Here is a 19,018-nt window from a genome sequence, read left to right as displayed (position 1 = left end):
TGTTTATCTCCAAAAAACAGCCACAAACGCTAATAAGATTAAAACCCCAGCCACCATGAAGCGCAGCATGGAGGTTAAATTCCCATCTTGACTGGCTCTAAACACACGCCCTATAACAAAAACGCTTCTCCCTATAGTATCCACGATCGCGTCAATGATCCTTAACTCCACGACTTGGTGCAAAAATAAAGCGAGGGCACTAAAAATTTTTACAATCCCTTGATAAAGTTGTGGGATATAGTATTGGTTGAGTAAGAGCTTGTATAAAAAGCCCCCCTCTTTTTTGGAAGTGATACCATTTTTATATTTAAAGATAGCATAGGCAATGCTCAATAACACCACAATGGTGGTAACACTGATCAAAAGAGCGAGCGGGATGGGGTATTCTCCAACACTAGGGATCACTTGAGAAATAAAATGGAAAAACGGCTCTTCAAAAAACCCAGCAATGACCGCTAAAATCCCTAATGGCAGCATGCTTAAAAGCATGAAATTTTTAGCCTCATGGGGGTGGTTGATTTCGTGTTGTTTGGGTGCAAAAAAGACAAGCATGATCAATCTAAAGCTATAAAAAGCGGTAAAGATCGCCCCAATTAAAAGCATAAACCATAAAATGTGGTGGTGCATGCCAAAGGCAACTTCTAAAATTTTGTCTTTAGAAAAGTATCCGGCAAAAGGATAAATCCCGCACAAGGCCACTGAGCCTATAATCATAAAAATAGCCGTAACTTTCATGGGTTTGTATAAAGCACCCATTTTAGTAATATCCAAATTGTCTTCCATCGCATGCATCACATTCCCTGAACCTAAGAAAAGGAGCGATTTGAAAAACGCATGCGTAAAGAGATGGAAAAGCGCGATTGCATAAGCCCCAAGACCGGCTGCTACAAACATATAGCCCAATTGAGAAAGCGTGGAATAAGCCACAATGCGTTTTAGATCCTTATTGACTAAAGCCATGCTCGCTCCAAAAAGAGCCACAAACGCCCCTAAGCATGCAATAAAATAACCCACTTCAAAAACCGCACTATACAAAGGGTTGGCTCTAATGACTAGATACACCCCAGCGGTTACCATCGTCGCTGCATGGATGAGAGCAGACACAGGGGTAGGCCCTTCCATAGCGTTGGCTAGCCATGTGTGCATAGGGAATTGCGCGCTCTTACCCATAGCGCCAATGAAAAGGAACACGCTGATGTAAAAGAGCATTGTATAATCGGTGGTATTAAGGGCACTAAAGACTTCCTTATATTGGAGCGTGCCAAAATTCCAATAAATCAAAATAATCCCCATGAGCATGCCTAAATCCGTGATCCGGTTCATCACAAAGGCTTCAATGGAGGCGTTGTTTGCACTCTCTTTATGATACCAAAAGCCAATGAGCAAGTAAGAGCATAGCCCCACCCCTTCCCAGCCAATGAAAAGCCCTAAGAAATTATCGCTCAACACCAAAACCAGCATGGAAAACACAAAGCCACTGAGATAGGAAAAATAGCGGTTAAACCCTTCATCATGCTCCATGTAACCTATGGAATACACATGCACTAATAAAGAAACTAAAGTAACCACGACAATCATGACGGCATTGACATTATCTAGCATGAGAGAAAAGCCCACTTTAAAATTCCCCACCACGATCCAATCAAATAAATATTTTTCATAGCTTTGATGGTGCCATGCTTGAATGAAAAGGATCACCGCGCCAATTAAAGAGACTAGCACGCATAAAGAATTAAAAACACCCACATGCAACGCTTTCGCTTTAGCCCCAAACACCCCTGCATAAATCGCACCGATTAAAGGCAAAAACAACACGACAGACAGCCAAGAAGAATACTGCATGCTTAACCTTTCATAGCGTTTAAAGAATCAATATCTAGGCTTTTGAATTTCTTAAACCATAAAATCACCAATCCCAAACCAATAGCAACCTCACTAGCGGCAATAGCGATAATAAAGAGTGCAAACATCTGCCCATCTAAATTGTGTATGTATTTAGAAATCGCTATAAAACCGATATTGATCGCATTGAGCATGATTTCTGTAGAAAAAAAGAGTAAGAGTATGTTTTTGCGCTTCAGCATGCCCGCTAAACCGATGCAAAAAAGCAACCCTGAAACAATCAAATAGTGGTTTAACCCTATCATAGAGATTCCTTTATAAATTGTGCATGGCTTTTCCCATGGATTTTTTGGATCCCTGTGGCGATGCCTCCAACCATAGCGACTAAAAGCATTAAGGCTGCCGCTTCAAAAGGGATGAGATAATCTGTAAAGAGCACATAGCCAATCGCTTTAATGTTAGAGATTTGCACATCAATAGCGTTGGGATTGACTTGTTTAGAAAGGTTTTCGCCAATGCTAGGCGCGCTTAAAATCAAAGTGAGTAATACCGCGACTCCAAACGAAAGAATGCATAAGATTTTAGGGCTTTGTTTTCGTTCAATCACTTCCGCAGCAGAGTTGAAAAACATCATGCCAAAAGCATACATCACAATGACCGCGCCCACATACACCGTGATTTGCACCACGCCCAAAAACTCAGCGTCTAACAAAAAGAAAAAAGCAGAGATAAAAACCATGCTACTAGCAAGAGCGGTAATGGCATAGAGAATGTTTGTGGTCGTGATCACCACTAACGCCATGCTCAAAGTAAGGATCGCAAAGAAATAAAAGGCAATGGTTTCAAACATTTTCATCTCCCTTGTTGGCCTCTGGGCTTGTTGGAGTTTCTTTTTTTGATTCTTCTTTTGAAGGCTCTTGGACATAATCTAAAGGGGTGGCTTGCATGCGTTCGTTATAGTTAGGGCTTACAAAACCAAAGCCTAAAAACTCGGCATGCGAGCAATCTTTAGCGTCTTGCTCGCTCGTTAAAAACTCGCTTTTAGATCCGTATTGGGAGCGTTGGGTACTAGCGTTTTCAAAACGATTCCCCATCACGATCGCTAATTCGGGGCAAACTTCTGCACACAATCCGCAATAAATACAGCGCCCCAAATTGATTGTGTAAGAATCAATCTTTTTGCGGTTGTCTTCGCCCTTATGCGTGATGATCCTTATGCAATTGCTCGTGCAAATCTTTTCGCACAACCCACAGCCAATACACCTTTCAGAGCCTGAGTCTAAAAGCCGTTGCAAATTATGCACCGCACGATAGCGTGGGCTTAAAGGGAGTTGCTCCATGGGATAATGGATGGTTACGCTAGGGCTAAAAAATTCCTTGATCGTAAGGCCTAGCCCTTTGAATAGATCCAAACCCAAGCTTGTTTTAATGGTGTCTTTAAATTGCTCTGTCGCGCTATGGATTTCGGCTCGTTTAGGAAGTTGTTTGTATTCTTGTTTAGCCATAAAACCTCCTTAAATTAAAATAATAACGCCTGTTAGCACAATGTTCAATAGCGCTAAAGGCAACATGATTTTCCAACACATGTTCATCAGTTGGTCTGGGCGCACATGCGGGTAAGTCGCTCTAACCCACATGGACAAAAAGACAAAAAAGCTTACTTTAATCAAAATCGCTATGCCTCCAGGGATAAAGCCCCATGCGTTAAACCCACCAAAAAACACGATAGAAATCACAAAAGAAAAAGCGAATAAATGTGCGTATTCTGCCAAAAAGAACATGCCCCATTTCAAACCGCTGTATTCGGTGCAATACCCAGCTACGATCTCGGCTTCATGCTCTAGCAAGTCAAAGGGCGTTCGATTCAATTCAGCATAGCTTGCGATCAAAAATAAAATAAACGCTAAAGGTTGCTTGAAAACAAGCCAGTCTAAAAACCCACCGCTTTGGTAATTATTGATCTCTACTAAAGAAAGCGATCCTACCACCATTAAAGGGGCTAGAATGGTTAAGGTGCTTACCACTTCAAAGCTGAGCAGTTGGATCGTCGCTCTTGCTGATCCAATTAAAGAGTATTTATTATTAGAAGCAAGCCCAGCTAAAATGGGTGCATAAATCCCTGCTGCACCCACGGCTAAGAAAAATAAAAAGCCAATGTTAATGTCAGAAATAATGGGCTTGATCTCATAGCCAAACAGAGTGAAATTAGGGAAAAAGGGGATAGGCGCCATGGACACAAATGCACTCACCATCGCAATAATGGGCGCTAGGGTGAAAATCAACTTATTCGCGCCTTGGGGGATAATGTCTTCTTTGGTGAAAAGCTTAATGCCATCTGCTGCGACTTGTAAAAGCCCAAAAGGCCCCACATAAGAAGGCCCTAAACGGCGTTGGAAATAGGCTAACACTTTCCTTTCGATATAGGTGGCAAAACCCCCTAAAGCCGAAAAAACAGCGACTAAAATCAAAATTTTAATCAAAGTTTCAATGATATAAGCGCTCATGCTTGCTCCTTTAAATCCACGCTATCAAACACGCTCTCTTTAAAAAAGTTAGAACCATTCCCTAAAAGAGAAGGCGAAACAACAAACACCTCTTGATCCAAGCTTTCATCAAGATACAAAATACCCATCAATTCCTCTTCTTCTTTAGCCAAAGTGATATGTTGCCCCACTTCTTTATTTAATTTCTTTAAGAAAGCTTTAGACACATAGATACCGGCCTTTAATTGCAAATTTTCGCTTTTATTGGTAGCGTTATTGAATTGCGTTTCTGGGTATTTTAAATACGCGTTGAAAGCGATTTTTTCTTTTAGGGGTTTGATAGGCTCGCATTCTGTTTCTTCGTGTTCTTTAGCACTCTTTTCAAAATGGCTTGTTTCTAGTTCATAGCCCCTATGATTGGCCCTGTCGTTAGTGAAATAGTTGGTTAAACGATCAAATTCTATGGCTTTAAAACCCGCTTCTTTAGGGAGTTTATGGGTGTATTCAACTAGATTTTCTTCCACAAAGCTAAAGCCTTGCATAATATCGCTCAAGTCATAGCCTTCAAATCTTAAAGCCGGTTTTAAGGGCAACACACGCCCTTCAATATTAGTGATCGTGCCTTCTAGCTGGTTGAGACTGGGTAGAATGAAATCCACTGCGCTCACAGCGTCTTTTCCAAAAACCTTTTCATCGCTATTGATAGTGAAATCCCCTTGAGCGCGAATGCCTACGATTTTTTCATGTTCAAAAATTTCTTCGCTCAATTCACAAAGCGAAACGATGCCTAAAGCGTTTGCACTTGGAGGGATAAGAATGAGTTTAACAGCGCTTTTTTGGACCAGTAAACGCAACATTTTAGCGATATTGTGGGCTTGTTTGTGGCGATAAATTTCTTCGCCTACAACCAACAAGGTGTTGTTTGATTTTTGCAAAAGAGTCAGGATTTTTTCATAAGTTTCTAAGTTGATCCCTACTTCTTCAAGCAACAAATAAGTGGTTTTGGTAGGGAGTTTTTCTTCTTTATTCTCCGTTTTGTTTTCTTCCTTGTTTTCTGTACTCTCTGCTTTATTTTCTTCAAGACTGCACCCTTGATTGGCTTGTTCTAAAGTTTTTTTCCTTTCTTCTTCTAAAGCTTTAAGGGCCGCTTCATCTGCAATATCTTGCTTGGAATCTTCTAAACTTTTTAGAGCCACACTTTCAATATTAAGCATTTTTAAAAGCATGCCTAAAAGGATTTCTTCAGCCCCCACTTCATGGGTGATACAAAAAGAGCTTCGGCACAAATTCGCTAAAGCGTTATCCTTGATAGGGTGCATAGCGATTAAAGAAGCTTTATTGAGCTTGAGGGCGTTATTAATGGCATAGCGCACGAGTGGGTTTTCTGTTTTGATAGAAGATCCGATCGTGATGACTAAATTAGAAGTTTTAATTTCTTCAATGCTAGGGCGTTTAATCTCGCCCAATACTTTTAAAAATTGTTGGAAAGGGTATAAATCTTTGTTGTAGATTTTAAAATTCAACTCTTTCCTCAAACGCTCTATTAAAAACACCTCTTCATTAGTGGCATCTCCTCCTATTCGCACCGCATCGCATTCTTTGAGAGCGTTTTGGGCTTCTTTAAGATTAGCACTGCCTTTAGGACTAGAGCTCACATCAAAAGCGAAACGGCCTGCCCCACAAATAGGGTTATGATAAAAATCATTAAGCACCCTAAAAATCTTAGATTCTTCGCCTAGAGTGTCAAAATGGCGCACATCATAAGAAATCAAACACCCAGCTGAACAATGCGAGCATGTAGAATGGATTTTTTTCAATTCCCATGCGTTAGCCGTGTAAGCGAAATCTTTGTAACTCAAAGCACCCACAGGGCATACCGCAATACATTCCCCACAATCATAGCAAGGCGCACTGCCCACAAAAGAAATAATGCCTTTTTGCTTACGACTCCACACGCTAAAAGCGTCCTTGGACATGCTGTCTTTAAACTTATCTGGGGCGTGCAAGTCGGCTTTGGTGGCTTTCAGGTTGTTTTCCCCCACATTGTCTTTACAAGTGGTTACACACCTTTCACACATGATGCACAAATTAGGATCATACAAGGCTTTTGCCCATGAATCTAGGGCTTTAAAATCATCAGCCACTGCATAGGGCTGGTGCTCTACGCCGGTTAAATGCGTCATGTCTTGCAATTCGCACTCCCCGCTCTTATCGCACACGCCGCATTCTAGGGGGTGATTGACATCATAGGTTTGCATGATGCTTTTTCTCTCATCCATAAGCGTGGGGGTGTTCGTAAGGATAACGGCGTTGTTTTTGGCTTTCGTGTTGCAACTATAAATGCGTTTACCATCCATTTCAACCATACACATTTTGCATGCGACCGTGGGCGAGCAACCGCTTAAATAACAAATAGTAGGGATGTAAATCCCAACGCTCCTAGCGGCTTCTAAAACGCTTTGTCCCTCTTGGCATTCAATCATTTTGCCATTGATATTCATTGTGATCATGAAATTCCTTGAGAGTGGGATAAAATAGGGATATAGGGGTAAGTGTCAAAAAACGCTCCTTCTAAAATCGCAACCAAGCCTTTCAAATAAGGGCTTTCTTCTAATTCGCATTCTATCGTTTTGTCTGAGATTTGAAAAGGGGCTTTGGAATGCTGGATTTTATTGGCGATTTTAAATTGTTTGGAAAAATATAGTTTTGGGGTTTCAAGGCTCTTATTGGAAACATAGACAAACGAGCCGTTAGCTTCACTGATTTGTTCTAAAAGCTCTAAATCTTTTGGTTGGAGTTGCACCTTAAAAGGTGAAATGCTCTCTTTTAGGGCTGCTTCTAGCAACAATTCTTTATCTTTTGAATGGTAAAAAACAGGTGTTGCACCTGAATCATTACAAGGAATGTGTAAAATTTCTAGGTAGTTTTGCAACCCGCTTAAAAGGGCATATAAAAACACGCTATCCATGTGTTTTGTGATTTCTCTATTGATTGCAAGCACCCCTTTTTTCGCTTTAACAATCAATGCGATAAGCTCTTGCAATTCTTCTTCGCTCATGTTGGCTTCAGAGCTTAAATACCCCACATCAATGTTTTCTAAAACATGCCCTTTTAATTGGGAAGTTTTTTCTAAAATACCCCTTAAGATTAAAGTTAAAACCGCCACTTCAGTGTTAATTTCATAAGACGCAAAAAGGCAAGTTTCTTGCAAATCTCTCGTATCTTGTAAGGGTCTTAATAAGGCGTAAGGGAGTTTTGATTGGTTGATGCTTTCTAAAATTAATCGTTCATTTTCATTCAAACAAGCGTTTGAAAACCCCCCAAACAAAACGCACAAATCGCTTTTTTTTAAAAGACTTAAATCATTTTCAGTCATCTTGTAATTGAACTTAAACCCTTTTTTAAGGGATAATTTTTCTAAATAATAGATCTCTTTTAAGCTAAGAGAAGAGCTTGCGATTAAGGGAGAATTTAAGGGGTTAAAGCCACTCAAAATCAAGCCTTTTTTCTCACGACAATCGTCCAATCCGCTTGATTGAAACGCAAAGAATTGAGAAGCTCATGCCCTTTAGTTTGAATAAATTCAGCGCTTTTAGGGATATTGGAAAAATCCCCCACTTCAAACATAAAAATGGCGACTTCACCAAATTGCATTTCTTTTTCAATCAATTCTTCTAATCGTTCAAAAATATCCGCTTTTAAGGGGCGTAAATCAAAGCGTTTCATCTATCCACCTCGCCAAATACCGCATTGGTTGATCCAATCACGGTTACCGCATCCGCTAAATACTGCCCCACTAAAATATCGCCTAACGATCCAATGTGATAAAAGCTTGGGGCTCTGATTTTTAATCTATGTGGGTAAGACTCGCCCTCTGAATGGATAAAAAACCCTAATTCCCCTTTAGGGCTTTCTGTGGGAGCATACACTTCCCCAATGGGCGGACGCATGCCTTGAGCGACTAAAACAAAATGCTGCATCAAGGCGTAGTTTTGCGTCATTATATCTTCTTTAGGGGCAGAAATGTAATGCGGATTTTGAGCCATAATAGGCGTATCGGTTTTGGCATACATAGGAATGAGTTGTTCAATGATGCGAATGCTTTCATCAATTTCTAACATATACAAACAATACCTGTCATAGCTATCGCCATAATTGCCCACCGGCACATCAAAATCAAGCTCTCTATAAAGTTCGTAAGGCTCTTCTTTTCTAATATCATAGGCAATTCCCGTTCCTCTTAACATGATACCGCTCATGCCCCAACTTTGCGCCATTTTTGGCGTGACAACGCCCACATTTTCCAAACGCATCCGCCAAATGCGGTTTTTATCCAATAAGCCTTGAATGAGTTTTTTGCATTCCCTCATTTCGCCTAAGAATTTTTTCAAGCCTTCTAGCCAGTTAGGGGGTAAATCTAAAGGCACGCCCCCAATCCTTATAGCGTTATGCGTGAGCCTAGCTCCGCAATAATCCTCCATCAAATCCAACCCATGTTCCCTTGTCTTAAACGCATACAAAAACACGCTCATCGCCCCCACATCTAAAGCATGCACGCTGATAAAAAAGATGTGTGAAATCATGCGGTTAAGCTCTAGTAAAATCGTGCGGATCACTTGCGCTCGGCGTGGGATTTCTAAATTGAGCAAGGTCTCTACCGCATGGGCGTAAGCGTAATTATTGCTAGCAGAAGAAGTGTAATCCAACCTATCAGTAGTGGGCATGTATTCATTATAGGTCATGTTTTCGCCCAACTTCTCACAACCCCTGTGCAAGTAGCCAATTTCAGGGGTAGCCTTAATGATTCTTTCGCCCTCTAATTCTAAAATCAAGCGCAATTGCCCATGGCTAGAGGGGTGTTGGGGGCCAAAGTTTAGCACCATTTGGTTATCGTCATGTTCAAAAATGATGTTTTCAAATTGGGGGTTGAGTTTCGTGAAATTTTGAGCCATTTTATAATCTCTTTTTTAAGATAGTAGGGGTCATTTTGTGTAAATCTTTGACAAAAGGGATTTTTTTAAACACATGTTTTTCTTCTATTTCTTTCAACTCTTCGCCCTTGCCTTGCTCATAGCCAATTTTTGCAAAATTGAAAGTGTCTTTTTCATCCACTCTCGCACTGTCTCGTTGCTCTTTACCCACCACTTCTCTGTATTCTTTACCAAAAATCTTATCCACCTCATACCATTGGGCAAATTCATCGCCCTTAAGCGGATAAGAGCGCAACAAGGGGTGTCCTACCCAATCATGCGGCATGATAAGGCGTTTTAAATAGGGGTGTTTGTCAAACACAATGCCAAACATATCATACGCTTCCCTTTCGCTCCAATTAGCCGATCGGTATAAAAAACTTAAAGAATCCACGCTCTCATTAGGCAATAAAACGCATTTTATACGCACCCTACGGCGGTTTTTACAACTGTCGCTAAAACCCACAAATTGATAAAACAATTCAAAATGCCCTTTTTTAGCGCATAAATCTATCGCACTCATCTCGCTTAAAGATTCATACCCCAAATGCCGTAAAATCGTAGCGATAGAAAAAATATCTTCTTTTTTGATCCAAAACACAGCCGTGTTAGTTTCTATGTATTTGTCTAAAATTTCATGCTTGTAAGAAAGGTGGTTATAGATAACTTCATAAGCACTGCCCTCTAAATATTTTTTAGGGGTAGGCTCTATGATTTTATAGGGGTCATGCTGGCGTGATTGTTTTTGCACATCTTCATAGGGGGATTGTTTTCTTACCATTACACTAACCTTTTTGGGGCATCTTGTTTGATCGCTTTAGAGCGTCTGATTTTATCTTGCAAAACCATAAGAGCGTATTGTAAAGTCTCTGGGCGTGGTGCACAACCGGGTAAATAAATATCCACAGGAATGATCCTATCCGCTCCTTGAACGGTCGCATAAGTGTTAAACATCCCACCCGTATTAGCGCAACTCCCCATAGAAATCACCCATTTAGGCTCAGGCATTTGATCATAAAGCCTACGCATAAACTCGGCATGTTTTTTAGTGAGCGTGCCAGCGATAATCATCACATCAGATTGTCTAGGACTCGCTCTAAAGATCGTGCCAAATCTATCAAAATCAAACCTTGAACCCCCTGTTGCCATCATCTCAATCGCACAACACGCCAAGCCATAGGTTAAGGGCCAAAGCGAATTAGAACGCCCCCAATTCAATAATTTATCCAAAGTGCTTAGAACAACCGGTGCTTGTTGCATTATTTCACCTCTAAATTTTGCCAACTCAAAGCATTTCGCTTTAAAGCGTAAATAAAACCAATCGTTAAAAAGAAAACAAAGCCTAGCATTTCAACGAGCCCAAACAAGCCTAACTTTTTAAAATCAATCGCCCAAGGGAACATGAAAACGATCTCTACATCAAATAAAATAAAAAGCATGGCCATGATATAGAAATGGTGCGACACTCTATTAGGTTGCTTGAGAGCCACAGGTCCACACTCATAGGGAGCGAGCTTGAGCTTTTCGCCCTTTTTTTGAGCCATCTTTCGGCTTAAAAACCTTTGGATCCTTAAGGTTAAGTTAAACACCCAAAAAGTGAATACCAGTAAAATAAAAACGCCAAAATAGGGGTGATTCAATGCTTCTGTGGCTTGTTGCATCAGACCTCAAACTCCTTATATTATTACTTTTAGCAAATGATGAAACCAATTAAACCATGTTTTTGCTAATCGTTAGCTGAAAAAATAAAAATTAGACACTTAAAACCTTATTTTTAATCTCTTAAAAAATAGGGTTTTAGTTACTTTGTGTTAAACTCATTTCTTTAAGGGGATAGGGGGGTATTTTACGATAATATCCCCCTTAACCCCCAACTAAATCCCACTAACCCCAAGAAGACCGCTTTTTAAAGAGGCTATCGCTTGATTAAAATCAAGCTATTTATTATATTAGTTTTAAAAAAGCCTTTAAGCATTTTTAAATTTTATCATTCAATGATAACGGATCTCAAAAAGATTTAAAAACCTCTTAAGAGGCCATCTCTATGAGTTTAGGCATTAAATTATGCATGGCATTCACTGCACTTTCATTAATGCATTGGATATTTTGGGGTAAATGGGCGTTTTTAGCTTTAGGGTCAATGTAATAAATAAGAGCGTCTTTATGGGCATGCGTGTAGAGACTGGCTGCGGGATAGACTTGCAAAGAAGTGCCAATGATGATTAAAACATGCGCTTGTTTGACTAAAGAAATCGCTTCTTTAAGCAAGGGGACAGCTTCGCCAAACCACACAATATCAGGGCGTAATTGCACTTTATCTTGGGCTAAATCGCCTAAATTCAAGTCCTTTTCCCACCTATAAACCAAATGAGGATCTTTTTCACTGCGAACGCTCAACAATTCCCCATGCAAGTGTAAAATGCAAGAAGAGCCCGCCCTTTCATGCAAATCATCTACATTTTGGGTGATAATATTGACTTGATAGTGTTTTTCTAATTCCGCTAGAGTCTTGTGGGCTTTGTTAGGATAGACTTCAAAAAGCTGTCTGCACCTTTGATTGTAAAAATCCAACACTTTTTGTGGGTTCTTTTTCCAGCCATAAGGCGAAGCGACTTCCATGATGTCATGCCCTTCCCACAAGCCATTGGCGTCTCTAAAGGTTTTAATCCCACTTTCTGCTGAAATGCCAGCCCCACTTAAGATCACTAAATTTTTCACTATTCCTCCTTGATGGTTTCAATATGAGTGCCGCTGAATTTGTCATGCAAAAACAACTTAAAAATAAAAGGTGCAACAAACCCCACGAGTAACCCCATGCTCAATACCCACAAAATAAAGCGCCACAACGCCAAAAAAAAGCCCACTCTTTCGCCATTATTTTTGACTAATCTAAAACGAGCGTAACGCATACCAGGGCTTTGGGATTTAAAAGCGATAAAAAAGCTGTGCGTTAGAGCGTAAAAAAGGAGACACAAAAAAATCGCGCTTTGATTTTCCCTAAAATCCTTCGCACTCCCTAAAATCATGTAAGTCATGATGTAAAGCATGGGGGTATAAATCATAAAAATATCGGTGATAAAGGCCTTTAAGCGTAAAGAGAGATTCAGCCCTTTTAAGGGGCTTTCTAACGCTTGTTTTTTTTCTAGGGTTTTATTTTTTTTAGTTGCCACGACTTCCCGGTTTGATAGCAACGCTAGTGGTACATAAAGGGCAATGCTTAGGCTCATGCATGTCAAAAACAAAATCTTCTAAAGCAAAAAGAGGCAGTTCGCTAGGCAAACATGCATCCTCTTGAGCCTTTAAAGAAGAATGGGTGCGTTTGCAAATACCCCGATTAGCTAGAGCGGCAAAAGCCACGATGTGAGCACCCTTTTCTTCTAAAACTTTAGCGCATTCCATAGCGGATTTTCCTGTAGTGATAATGTCTTCACACACTAAAATTTTTTCATTTGGCTTGACTTCAAAACCACGCCTTAACGCCATAACGCCATTCACTCTTTCGGTAAAAATAAAACGCACACCCAAAGCCCTTGCAAGCTCATACCCGGCTAAAATCCCCCCAATGGCAGGCGAGCACACGCATTCAATGTTTAAACGAGCGTTTTGAATTTGTTTGGCTAATTCTAGCGCTAATTGTTCGGCTAATTTAGGGTTTTCCAACACTTTAGCAGATTGCAAATAGTAGTTAGAATGAAACCCGCTACTGAGTAAGAAATGCCCCTCCAACAACGCTTTAGCGTTTTGATAACATGCTTTGACATCCATTGTTTAGACCTTTAAAATCGCATCTTCTTTGTTTTTCACGCTTTCATCAATTTTTTTAATGGCTTCATCGGTGATTTTTTGCACCTGTTCTTGGGCTTTCTTGCTTTCATCTTCGCTGATTTCTTTGTCTTTTTCCAATTTTTTCACTTTATTATTAGCGTCTTGGCGGATATTCCTCACAGCCACTTTAGCCTTTTCACCCATCGCTTTGGCGTCTTTTGCGATGAGTTTTCTTTGCTCTGTTGTCATGGGTGGGAAAAAAAGCTTAATGGTTTCGCCATCGTTATTAGGATTGACGCCGATATTGGCTTCTTGAATGGCCCTTTCAATTTCTTTGAGTAGGTTTTTTTCCCAAGGGCTAATTTGTAGGGTAGTCGCATCTAAGCTCATCACGGAGCCGACTTGGTTTAAAGCCGTGGGTGTGCCGTAATAATCTACCTTAATGTGATCTAAAATATTGACTGAAACTTTCGCGCTCCTTAAAGTGGAAAACTCTCTGTTTAAGGCTTGAATACTCTTTTGCATTAAATCTTTGGTTTCGTTATAAATCGTTTGTAACATTATTTTTCATCCTTTTTTTGGTTTTTATGGGCGTTGGTTTGCGTTGCATGCGTTTTGGGTTTGTGCTGGGTGGTTGGGTGCGTTTTTGCGTTTTCTTTGGTTTTTTTGGTATCGCTCTTTTTAACATCGTTTTTCTTAACATCATTCTTTTTGGGGCTTTCTTTAGGGAGTGTTTTAGGGGCTTCTTTTGGTATTAAAGGGTTAGTGGGGGCTTGTTCTAAAGGGTTAAGCGTTGGGTTTAATGTGGGATTGAGTGTAGAGTTAAGCGTGCCGGTGGCAGGGACCAAAGGCGAAAGCTCTTTGTTGGTTTTGGTTTCATCTAAAATACTTTTGCCGTATTCTTTGTTATAAAGATAGCCTAGAGCGATGGTGTTGATGACAAATAAAAGACCTAAAAACATGGTTAATTTCGCCATAAAGCTTGCGGGTCCTTTAGCGCCAAATAAAGATTCGTTGCTCCCACTATAAGCCCCTAAACCGATGCTAGAACTTTTTTGCAACAAAACCACCACTACAATCAATACCGCTAAAACAATTTGTGAGCCTAACAGAGTGCTTGTCATAAACACTGATTCCTTAAATTCCTAAAATTTAGAAAAAATTAGGCTTGATCTTATCTAAAATTTGCTAAGAATGCACTAAAATTTAGTCTTAATTTTAAGTGCGGTGTGTTAAGGCGGTGGTGTTGGACTCTTTACATTCAAATAAGCATGCATTCAACAGGCATGCAAAAACTTATCATCTTTTTGCCCATATCCAACAACAAATCGCTATCTATCTCATGCAATTTTTAAAACAAAAACATTACGATAAAGTTTTGGACTTAGGCTCAGGGAGTGGGGCTGTTTTTAAAGCTTTAGAGCAGCAAAATATTATGATTGAAGACTTTATCGCACTGGATAATTCTATTAACATGCTCAAGTTACACCCCACGCATTCTAGCAACATTCAAAAAATTTCTCTAGAGCATGCGGATTTTGAAGAATATGTTTTTCAAACTTATGATTTGATATTATCTTCTTCATCGTTGCAATGGGCTAGGGATTTAAAAAGCGTTTTAGAAAAAATGGCTTTTTCTAGTAAGGAAGTCGCACTAGCGATCCATACAGATTTTAGTTTGCATGAAGTGCATGAGTTTTTAGGCACGCCTTCGCCTTTAAGGGATATTAAAACGCTCAAATCCTTAATCAAAGACGCTTTTAAAAATTTTCAAATAGAATTGGAAAACAAGCGCTTCGCCCTTTATTTCAGCCACAAACAAGATTGCTTGAATTACCTTAAAAAATGCGGTCTTTTAGGGGGTTCAACGCTGAGTTTTAAGCAAAAAAAACATTTCTTTCAAAACATGGCGTTTGAAAAGTTGAGTTATGAAGTGTTACTATTTTCGGGGATTAGGCGCTCTTAAAAACTAAAATCAATCAATATTAAAATTAGATGGTTACAATGGCATTAATCTAAATGAATGAGAAATAACATGCAAAAAAAACGAGTCTTTTCAGGCATTCAACCAACAGGGCAAATCCATTTGGGCAACTATCTAGGAGCGATCAAACACTGGGTAAAAATGCAAGATGAATATGAAAACCTTTTTTGTGTCGTCAATTCGCATGCGATCACTCTCCCCATAGACCCTAAAATTTTACAATCTCAAAGTTATGATCTCGTTAAATTGCTTTTAGCTTGTGGGATTAGTCCCAAGCAATCTGGGTTATTCATCCAAAGTGAAGTTGATGAGCATCCGGCTTTAGCATGGCTATTAGATTGTCAAGTGTCTATGGGGGAAATGCAACGAATGACGCAATTTAAAGACAAGTCTTTAAAAAACCCTAAAAGCGTGAATGTGGGGCTTTTCAATTACCCTATTTTAATGGCGTCAGACATTTTATTATACCAGAGCGATTTAGTGCCAGTGGGCGAAGATCAAAAACAGCATTTAGAGCTCACACGAAACATTGCAGAAAAATTTAACAGGGATTTTGGAGACTGCTTTAAAGTCCCTGAGCCTTTGATCGCTAAAGTAGGGGCAAGGGTTATGGGGCTAGATGAACCGCAAGTGAAGATGAGTAAATCGCATAAGGGGGTTAATCATGCGATCTTTCTTTTAGATGAACCAGATATTATTGTAAGAAAAATCAAAAAAGCGACCACGGATTCCATAGGCACTATTCAATTTGATGCGGCAAGAGAGGGGATTTTTAATCTTTTAAATATCTACATGCTTTTAAGCGGTGAAAGTCAAGAAAACATAGAAGAGCGTTTCAGAAATAAAGGCTATGGGGATTTTAAAAAAGAATTGGCTGAAGTGATCATTCAAGCTTTAAAACCCATCCAAGAAAGATACAAAGAAATCAGCGATGATGAAGTGAAAGCCATTTTAAATCATGGCGTAGAAAAAGCCAAGCCTTTAGCGAGGGCGACTTACCAAAAAGCTAAAGAATTGATGGGGTTGGTTTAGATGAAAATTTTAGGCTTATGGTTAGGGGTTTTTGTTTTCTTAAGGCTACACCTTAATTTATACTTGGGTGAAGAGCCCAAATACAAAGACAATTTCACGCATTTTGAATACGCTAACCCTAACGCCAGAAAAGGCGGTGCCTTAAGAAATGACGCCATAGGGGCTTTTGACAGCCTTAACTCTTTTGCGCTCAAAGGCACTAAAGCCGAAGACTTGGATCTCATTTATGACACTTTAATGGTGCAAAGTTTAGACGAACCCTTTGCAGAATACCCCTTGATCGCAAAAGATGTACAAGTGGCTAAAGACAATAGCTATGTGGTTTTTACTTTAGATGAAAGAGCGAGGCTTAGCGATAATCCCCCCATTTTAGCGAGCGATGTGAAATTCAGTTTTGATACGATAATCAAATTAGGATCACCTCTCTCTATCGGCAGTATTACTAGGATGTCAAAGAGATGATGGTTTTAGACAAATACCGTGTGAAATTCACTTTCAAAACCACTGAAAACAGAGAGTTGCCTCTCATTTTGGGGCAGTTGCAAATCTTTTCCAAAAAAGCATTCCAAAAGGATTATTTTGCAAAAAACCCTTTGCTCATTTCTGTTTCTAGTAGCCCTTATGTGATCGCTTCTTTTGATGTGAGCAAGAAAATCACCTACCAAAGAAACCCTAATTATTGGGCGAGGAATTTGCCTAGCAGAAAGGGGCAATTCAATTTTGATCAAGTTAAGTTTGAATATTATAAAGATGAAACCGTCGCCTTGCAGGCTTTTTTGAGTGGGGTGTATGATTGGTGCATTGAAAGCATGGCTAAAGTTTGGGCCAGGGGCTGCGTAGGGAAAGCCATAGAAAATAAAGAAATCACTAAATATTTAATCGCCCACAAAATGCCAAGTGGCATGCAAGGGTTTTTTTAACGCACGCCGTGGAATCTTTAAGGATAAAAGGGTGCATGAAACCTTATTCTATGCGTTTGATTTTGAATGGGCGAATAAAAACTTATTCTTTTCGCAATACAAACGCACCACCAGTTTTTTTAGTAACTCTATTTATGCATCCCCTCCACTTCCAAGCTCTGAAGAAAAGTTCTGTCAGCCCCTTATGAAAAAGTTTAGATGAAAGGGTTTTTAAAGAGCCTTATGTCGTGCCTAGAACTGATGGGTCTGATGTTTTGGGCTATAATTTAAGGGAAAATTTAAAATACGCTCAAAAGCTTCTAAAAAGCGTGGGCTTTTCTTAGCTTTTAAATAGCCCAGCATTTGAAAGATTAGCTCTGGCTTTCGCTAAAAACTTGAGGGTGTTAGGGATTGAAATGAAAGTCCAAAGAGTGGATTTAAGCCAGTATGTCAATAGGGTAAAAAGCTATGATTTTGACATGATAGTGGGGGTGATGGGCCAGTCGTCTTTCCTAGGCAATGAACAACGCTTTTATTTTGGCTCTTTGAGTGCAAAAGAAAAAGGCACAAGGAATTATGCGGACGTTTCTAGTAAGGCGGTAGGTGATTTGATTGAAAAAATCATTAACACTAAAGACTACAAGGAACAATTAGCCACGATCCAAGCGATGGATAGGGTGCTATTGTAGGGGTTTTATGCGGTGCCACATTTTTATTTGCCCAATTACAAGATCGCAACATATAATTATGTCGGCATGCTTGAAATAATCCCTAGCTATGAATTTTCGCCGTATTTATGGTGGATCAAAAAAGAAAGGGGTCTTTAAATGATTGCTTGCATTCTTAAACGCTTGCTTTTGATTATTTCTACTTTATTAGCCATCATGACGATTAATTTTTTTTTTGATCCAATCTGCCCCCAAAGGACCCATTGATCAGATGATGGATAAAATCAATGACACGCAGTCCAAAGAAACCCAAGACCTCGTTAAAGATCGTGTGTATAGGGGTCTCAATGGCTAGAGAGCGATTTAGTAGAGAGCTTGAAAAAGCTTTATGGTTTTGATAAGCTCATAGGAGAGCGCTACTTGCTCATGCTTAAAAAATACCTGCAATTTGATTTTGGGGAGAGTTTTTATCGCCAGATTAAAGTGATAGACTTGATTAAGGAAAAATTGCCGGTATCCATTTCTTTAGGGCTTTTTAGCACGCTTTTGATTTACCTTATCTCTATCCCTTTAGGGATTTTAAAGCCAAACGCAATAACGAGCCTTTAGATGTGATAAGCAGCGTGGTGATCATTGTCGCTAACGCTATCTCGACCTTTTTGTTTGCGGTGGTGCTGATCGTGTTTTTTGCCGGAGGGAATTATTTGCACTGGTTCCCTTTAAAGGGGCTAGTGAGCGATGATTTTGAAAGTTTGAGTGCATTAGGTAAAATCAAGGATTATTTATGGCATATCACTTTGCTTGTTCTTTGTATTTCTTTAGGGGGTTTTGCAAGCCTTACGCTTTTAGTGAAAAACTCTTTTTTAGATGAAATGGGCAAGCTTTATGTGGTGAGCGCTAAAGCTAAAGGCTGTTCAGTGGGGCGTATATTTTATGTGCATGTGTTTCGTAATGCGATTTTATTAGTGGTGGTGGGTTTTCCGCAGGCTTTTTTGGCATGTTTTTTTAGCTCAAGTTTATTGATCGAGATTGTTTTTAGCCTAGATGGGTTAGGGCTTTTAGGGTATGAAAGTATTGTGAGTAGGGATTATCTTGTTGTGTTTGGATCGCTTTATATTTTCACGCTTTTAGGTTTGGTGGCGAGTTTGATAAACGATTTGCTCTGCGTGGTGATTGACCCTAGGATTGATTTTGAAAAGCGTTAGGGTTTTTAAAGTTTTGATTCGACTCTATTCTCACTAAGTGTTAGTAATAAAAAATGCTTTTTAGCATTTTTAAAAATAAACATATAAAAGGACTTGCCTAAAGCAAGCAATAGCCTCTTTAAAAAGCGGTCTTCTTGGGGTTGGGGGGATATTATCGTAAAATACCCCCC

Annotated in this window: 19 protein-coding genes and 2 pseudogenes; 4 read left to right on the top strand and 17 right to left on the bottom strand. The window is 39.6% G+C overall.

The genetic code is table 11. The annotated features are described in order from the left end of the window. Positions 1 to 3 precede the first annotated feature (3 nt). The 17 genes from nuoL to secG all read right to left on the bottom strand — a co-directional run bounded on the left by nuoL (position 4) and on the right by secG (position 14,184). Positions 4 to 1,842, bottom strand: a complete 1,839-nt coding sequence (gene nuoL / locus DYI00_RS05665; RefSeq protein WP_011577179.1) for an NADH-quinone oxidoreductase subunit L — start codon at positions 1,840 to 1,842, stop codon at positions 4 to 6. Positions 1,843 to 1,844: 2 nt separating this feature from the next. Beyond that, complete coding sequence (gene nuoK / locus DYI00_RS05660) at positions 1,845 to 2,147, bottom strand: NADH-quinone oxidoreductase subunit NuoK (RefSeq protein WP_011577180.1); 303 nt, start codon at positions 2,145 to 2,147, stop codon at positions 1,845 to 1,847. After that, entirely contained in the window at positions 2,144 to 2,692 is a 549-nt protein-coding gene (locus DYI00_RS05655) for an NADH-quinone oxidoreductase subunit J (protein ID WP_011577181.1), read from the bottom strand. The genes nuoK and DYI00_RS05655 overlap by 4 nt, the downstream gene beginning before the upstream one ends. Continuing rightward, on the bottom strand, positions 2,685 to 3,347 hold the full coding sequence (gene nuoI, locus DYI00_RS05650) for an NADH-quinone oxidoreductase subunit NuoI (protein ID WP_011577182.1): 663 nt from the start codon (positions 3,345 to 3,347) through the stop codon (positions 2,685 to 2,687). The genes DYI00_RS05655 and nuoI overlap by 8 nt, the downstream gene beginning before the upstream one ends. A gap of 9 nt (positions 3,348 to 3,356) precedes the next feature. Next, the gene (nuoH, locus tag DYI00_RS05645) at positions 3,357 to 4,346 is read right to left on the bottom strand and encodes an NADH-quinone oxidoreductase subunit NuoH (RefSeq protein WP_011577183.1); all 990 of its coding nucleotides are present in this window, start codon (positions 4,344 to 4,346) and stop codon (positions 3,357 to 3,359) included. Continuing rightward, complete coding sequence (locus tag DYI00_RS05640) at positions 4,343 to 6,835, bottom strand: NADH-quinone oxidoreductase subunit G (RefSeq protein ID WP_011577184.1); 2,493 nt, start codon at positions 6,833 to 6,835, stop codon at positions 4,343 to 4,345. Before DYI00_RS05640 ends, nuoH begins: the two co-directional genes overlap by 4 nt. Continuing rightward, on the bottom strand, positions 6,832 to 7,818 hold the full coding sequence (locus DYI00_RS05635; protein ID WP_041600165.1) for a hypothetical protein: 987 nt from the start codon (positions 7,816 to 7,818) through the stop codon (positions 6,832 to 6,834). The genes DYI00_RS05640 and DYI00_RS05635 overlap by 4 nt, the downstream gene beginning before the upstream one ends. A 2-nt stretch (positions 7,819 to 7,820) precedes the next feature. Then, positions 7,821 to 8,051: an NADH-ubiquinone oxidoreductase subunit E family protein gene (locus DYI00_RS05630; protein ID WP_011577186.1), complete on the bottom strand. Its 231-nt coding sequence runs from the start codon at positions 8,049 to 8,051 to the stop codon at positions 7,821 to 7,823. Then, positions 8,048 to 9,277: an NADH dehydrogenase (quinone) subunit D gene (gene nuoD / locus DYI00_RS05625; RefSeq protein ID WP_011577187.1), complete on the bottom strand. Its 1,230-nt coding sequence runs from the start codon at positions 9,275 to 9,277 to the stop codon at positions 8,048 to 8,050. The genes DYI00_RS05630 and nuoD overlap by 4 nt, the downstream gene beginning before the upstream one ends. Position 9,278: 1 nt before the next feature. Then, positions 9,279 to 10,076 carry an NADH-quinone oxidoreductase subunit C gene (locus tag DYI00_RS05620; RefSeq protein ID WP_011577188.1) on the bottom strand — a complete coding sequence of 266 codons (798 nt, stop codon included), beginning with the start codon at positions 10,074 to 10,076 and terminating at the stop codon, positions 9,279 to 9,281. Next, positions 10,076 to 10,555: a NuoB/complex I 20 kDa subunit family protein gene (locus tag DYI00_RS05615; RefSeq protein ID WP_001183507.1), complete on the bottom strand. Its 480-nt coding sequence runs from the start codon at positions 10,553 to 10,555 to the stop codon at positions 10,076 to 10,078. Before DYI00_RS05615 ends, DYI00_RS05620 begins: the two co-directional genes overlap by 1 nt. Then, on the bottom strand, positions 10,555 to 10,956 hold the full coding sequence (locus tag DYI00_RS05610) for an NAD(P)H-quinone oxidoreductase subunit 3 (protein WP_011577189.1): 402 nt from the start codon (positions 10,954 to 10,956) through the stop codon (positions 10,555 to 10,557). The genes DYI00_RS05615 and DYI00_RS05610 overlap by 1 nt, the downstream gene beginning before the upstream one ends. A 367-nt stretch (positions 10,957 to 11,323) precedes the next feature. After that, positions 11,324 to 12,013, bottom strand: a complete 690-nt coding sequence (locus tag DYI00_RS05605; RefSeq protein WP_011577190.1) for an SIR2 family NAD-dependent protein deacylase — start codon at positions 12,011 to 12,013, stop codon at positions 11,324 to 11,326. Next, positions 12,013 to 12,465, bottom strand: a complete 453-nt coding sequence (locus DYI00_RS05600) for an RDD family protein (protein WP_011577191.1) — start codon at positions 12,463 to 12,465, stop codon at positions 12,013 to 12,015. Before DYI00_RS05600 ends, DYI00_RS05605 begins: the two co-directional genes overlap by 1 nt. Next, a complete protein-coding gene (pyrE, locus tag DYI00_RS05595) occupies positions 12,455 to 13,060 on the bottom strand; it encodes an orotate phosphoribosyltransferase (RefSeq protein WP_011577192.1) in 606 nt (201 codons plus the stop codon). Before pyrE ends, DYI00_RS05600 begins: the two co-directional genes overlap by 11 nt. A 3-nt stretch (positions 13,061 to 13,063) precedes the next feature. Next, complete coding sequence (frr, locus tag DYI00_RS05590; RefSeq protein WP_011577193.1) at positions 13,064 to 13,621, bottom strand: ribosome recycling factor; 558 nt, start codon at positions 13,619 to 13,621, stop codon at positions 13,064 to 13,066. Then, positions 13,621 to 14,184: a preprotein translocase subunit SecG gene (gene secG, locus DYI00_RS05585; RefSeq protein ID WP_011577194.1), complete on the bottom strand. Its 564-nt coding sequence runs from the start codon at positions 14,182 to 14,184 to the stop codon at positions 13,621 to 13,623. Before secG ends, frr begins: the two co-directional genes overlap by 1 nt. 122 nt (positions 14,185 to 14,306) lie before the next feature. Between secG and DYI00_RS05580 the strand changes: the two genes are divergently transcribed. From DYI00_RS05580 to DYI00_RS05560, 4 genes and pseudogenes are all read left to right on the top strand, one after another. Next, the gene (locus DYI00_RS05580; protein WP_041600166.1) at positions 14,307 to 15,026 is read left to right on the top strand and encodes a methyltransferase domain-containing protein; all 720 of its coding nucleotides are present in this window, start codon (positions 14,307 to 14,309) and stop codon (positions 15,024 to 15,026) included. 69 nt (positions 15,027 to 15,095) lie between these two features. Further along, the gene (trpS, locus tag DYI00_RS05575; protein ID WP_041600167.1) at positions 15,096 to 16,076 is read left to right on the top strand and encodes a tryptophan--tRNA ligase; all 981 of its coding nucleotides are present in this window, start codon (positions 15,096 to 15,098) and stop codon (positions 16,074 to 16,076) included. Next, positions 16,077 to 17,802, top strand: a pseudogene (locus tag DYI00_RS05570) (extracellular solute-binding protein). Further along, positions 17,803 to 18,848: pseudogene (locus DYI00_RS05560) on the top strand (ABC transporter permease subunit). Positions 18,849 to 19,018 lie beyond the last annotated feature (170 nt).

This window comes from Helicobacter acinonychis (assembly GCF_900461455.1).
In the GTDB taxonomy this organism is placed as follows: Bacteria; Campylobacterota; Campylobacteria; order Campylobacterales; family Helicobacteraceae; genus Helicobacter; species Helicobacter acinonychis.
Note: the sequence above shows the minus strand (reverse complement) of the source record. Positions and strands in the feature narration are given on the sequence as shown.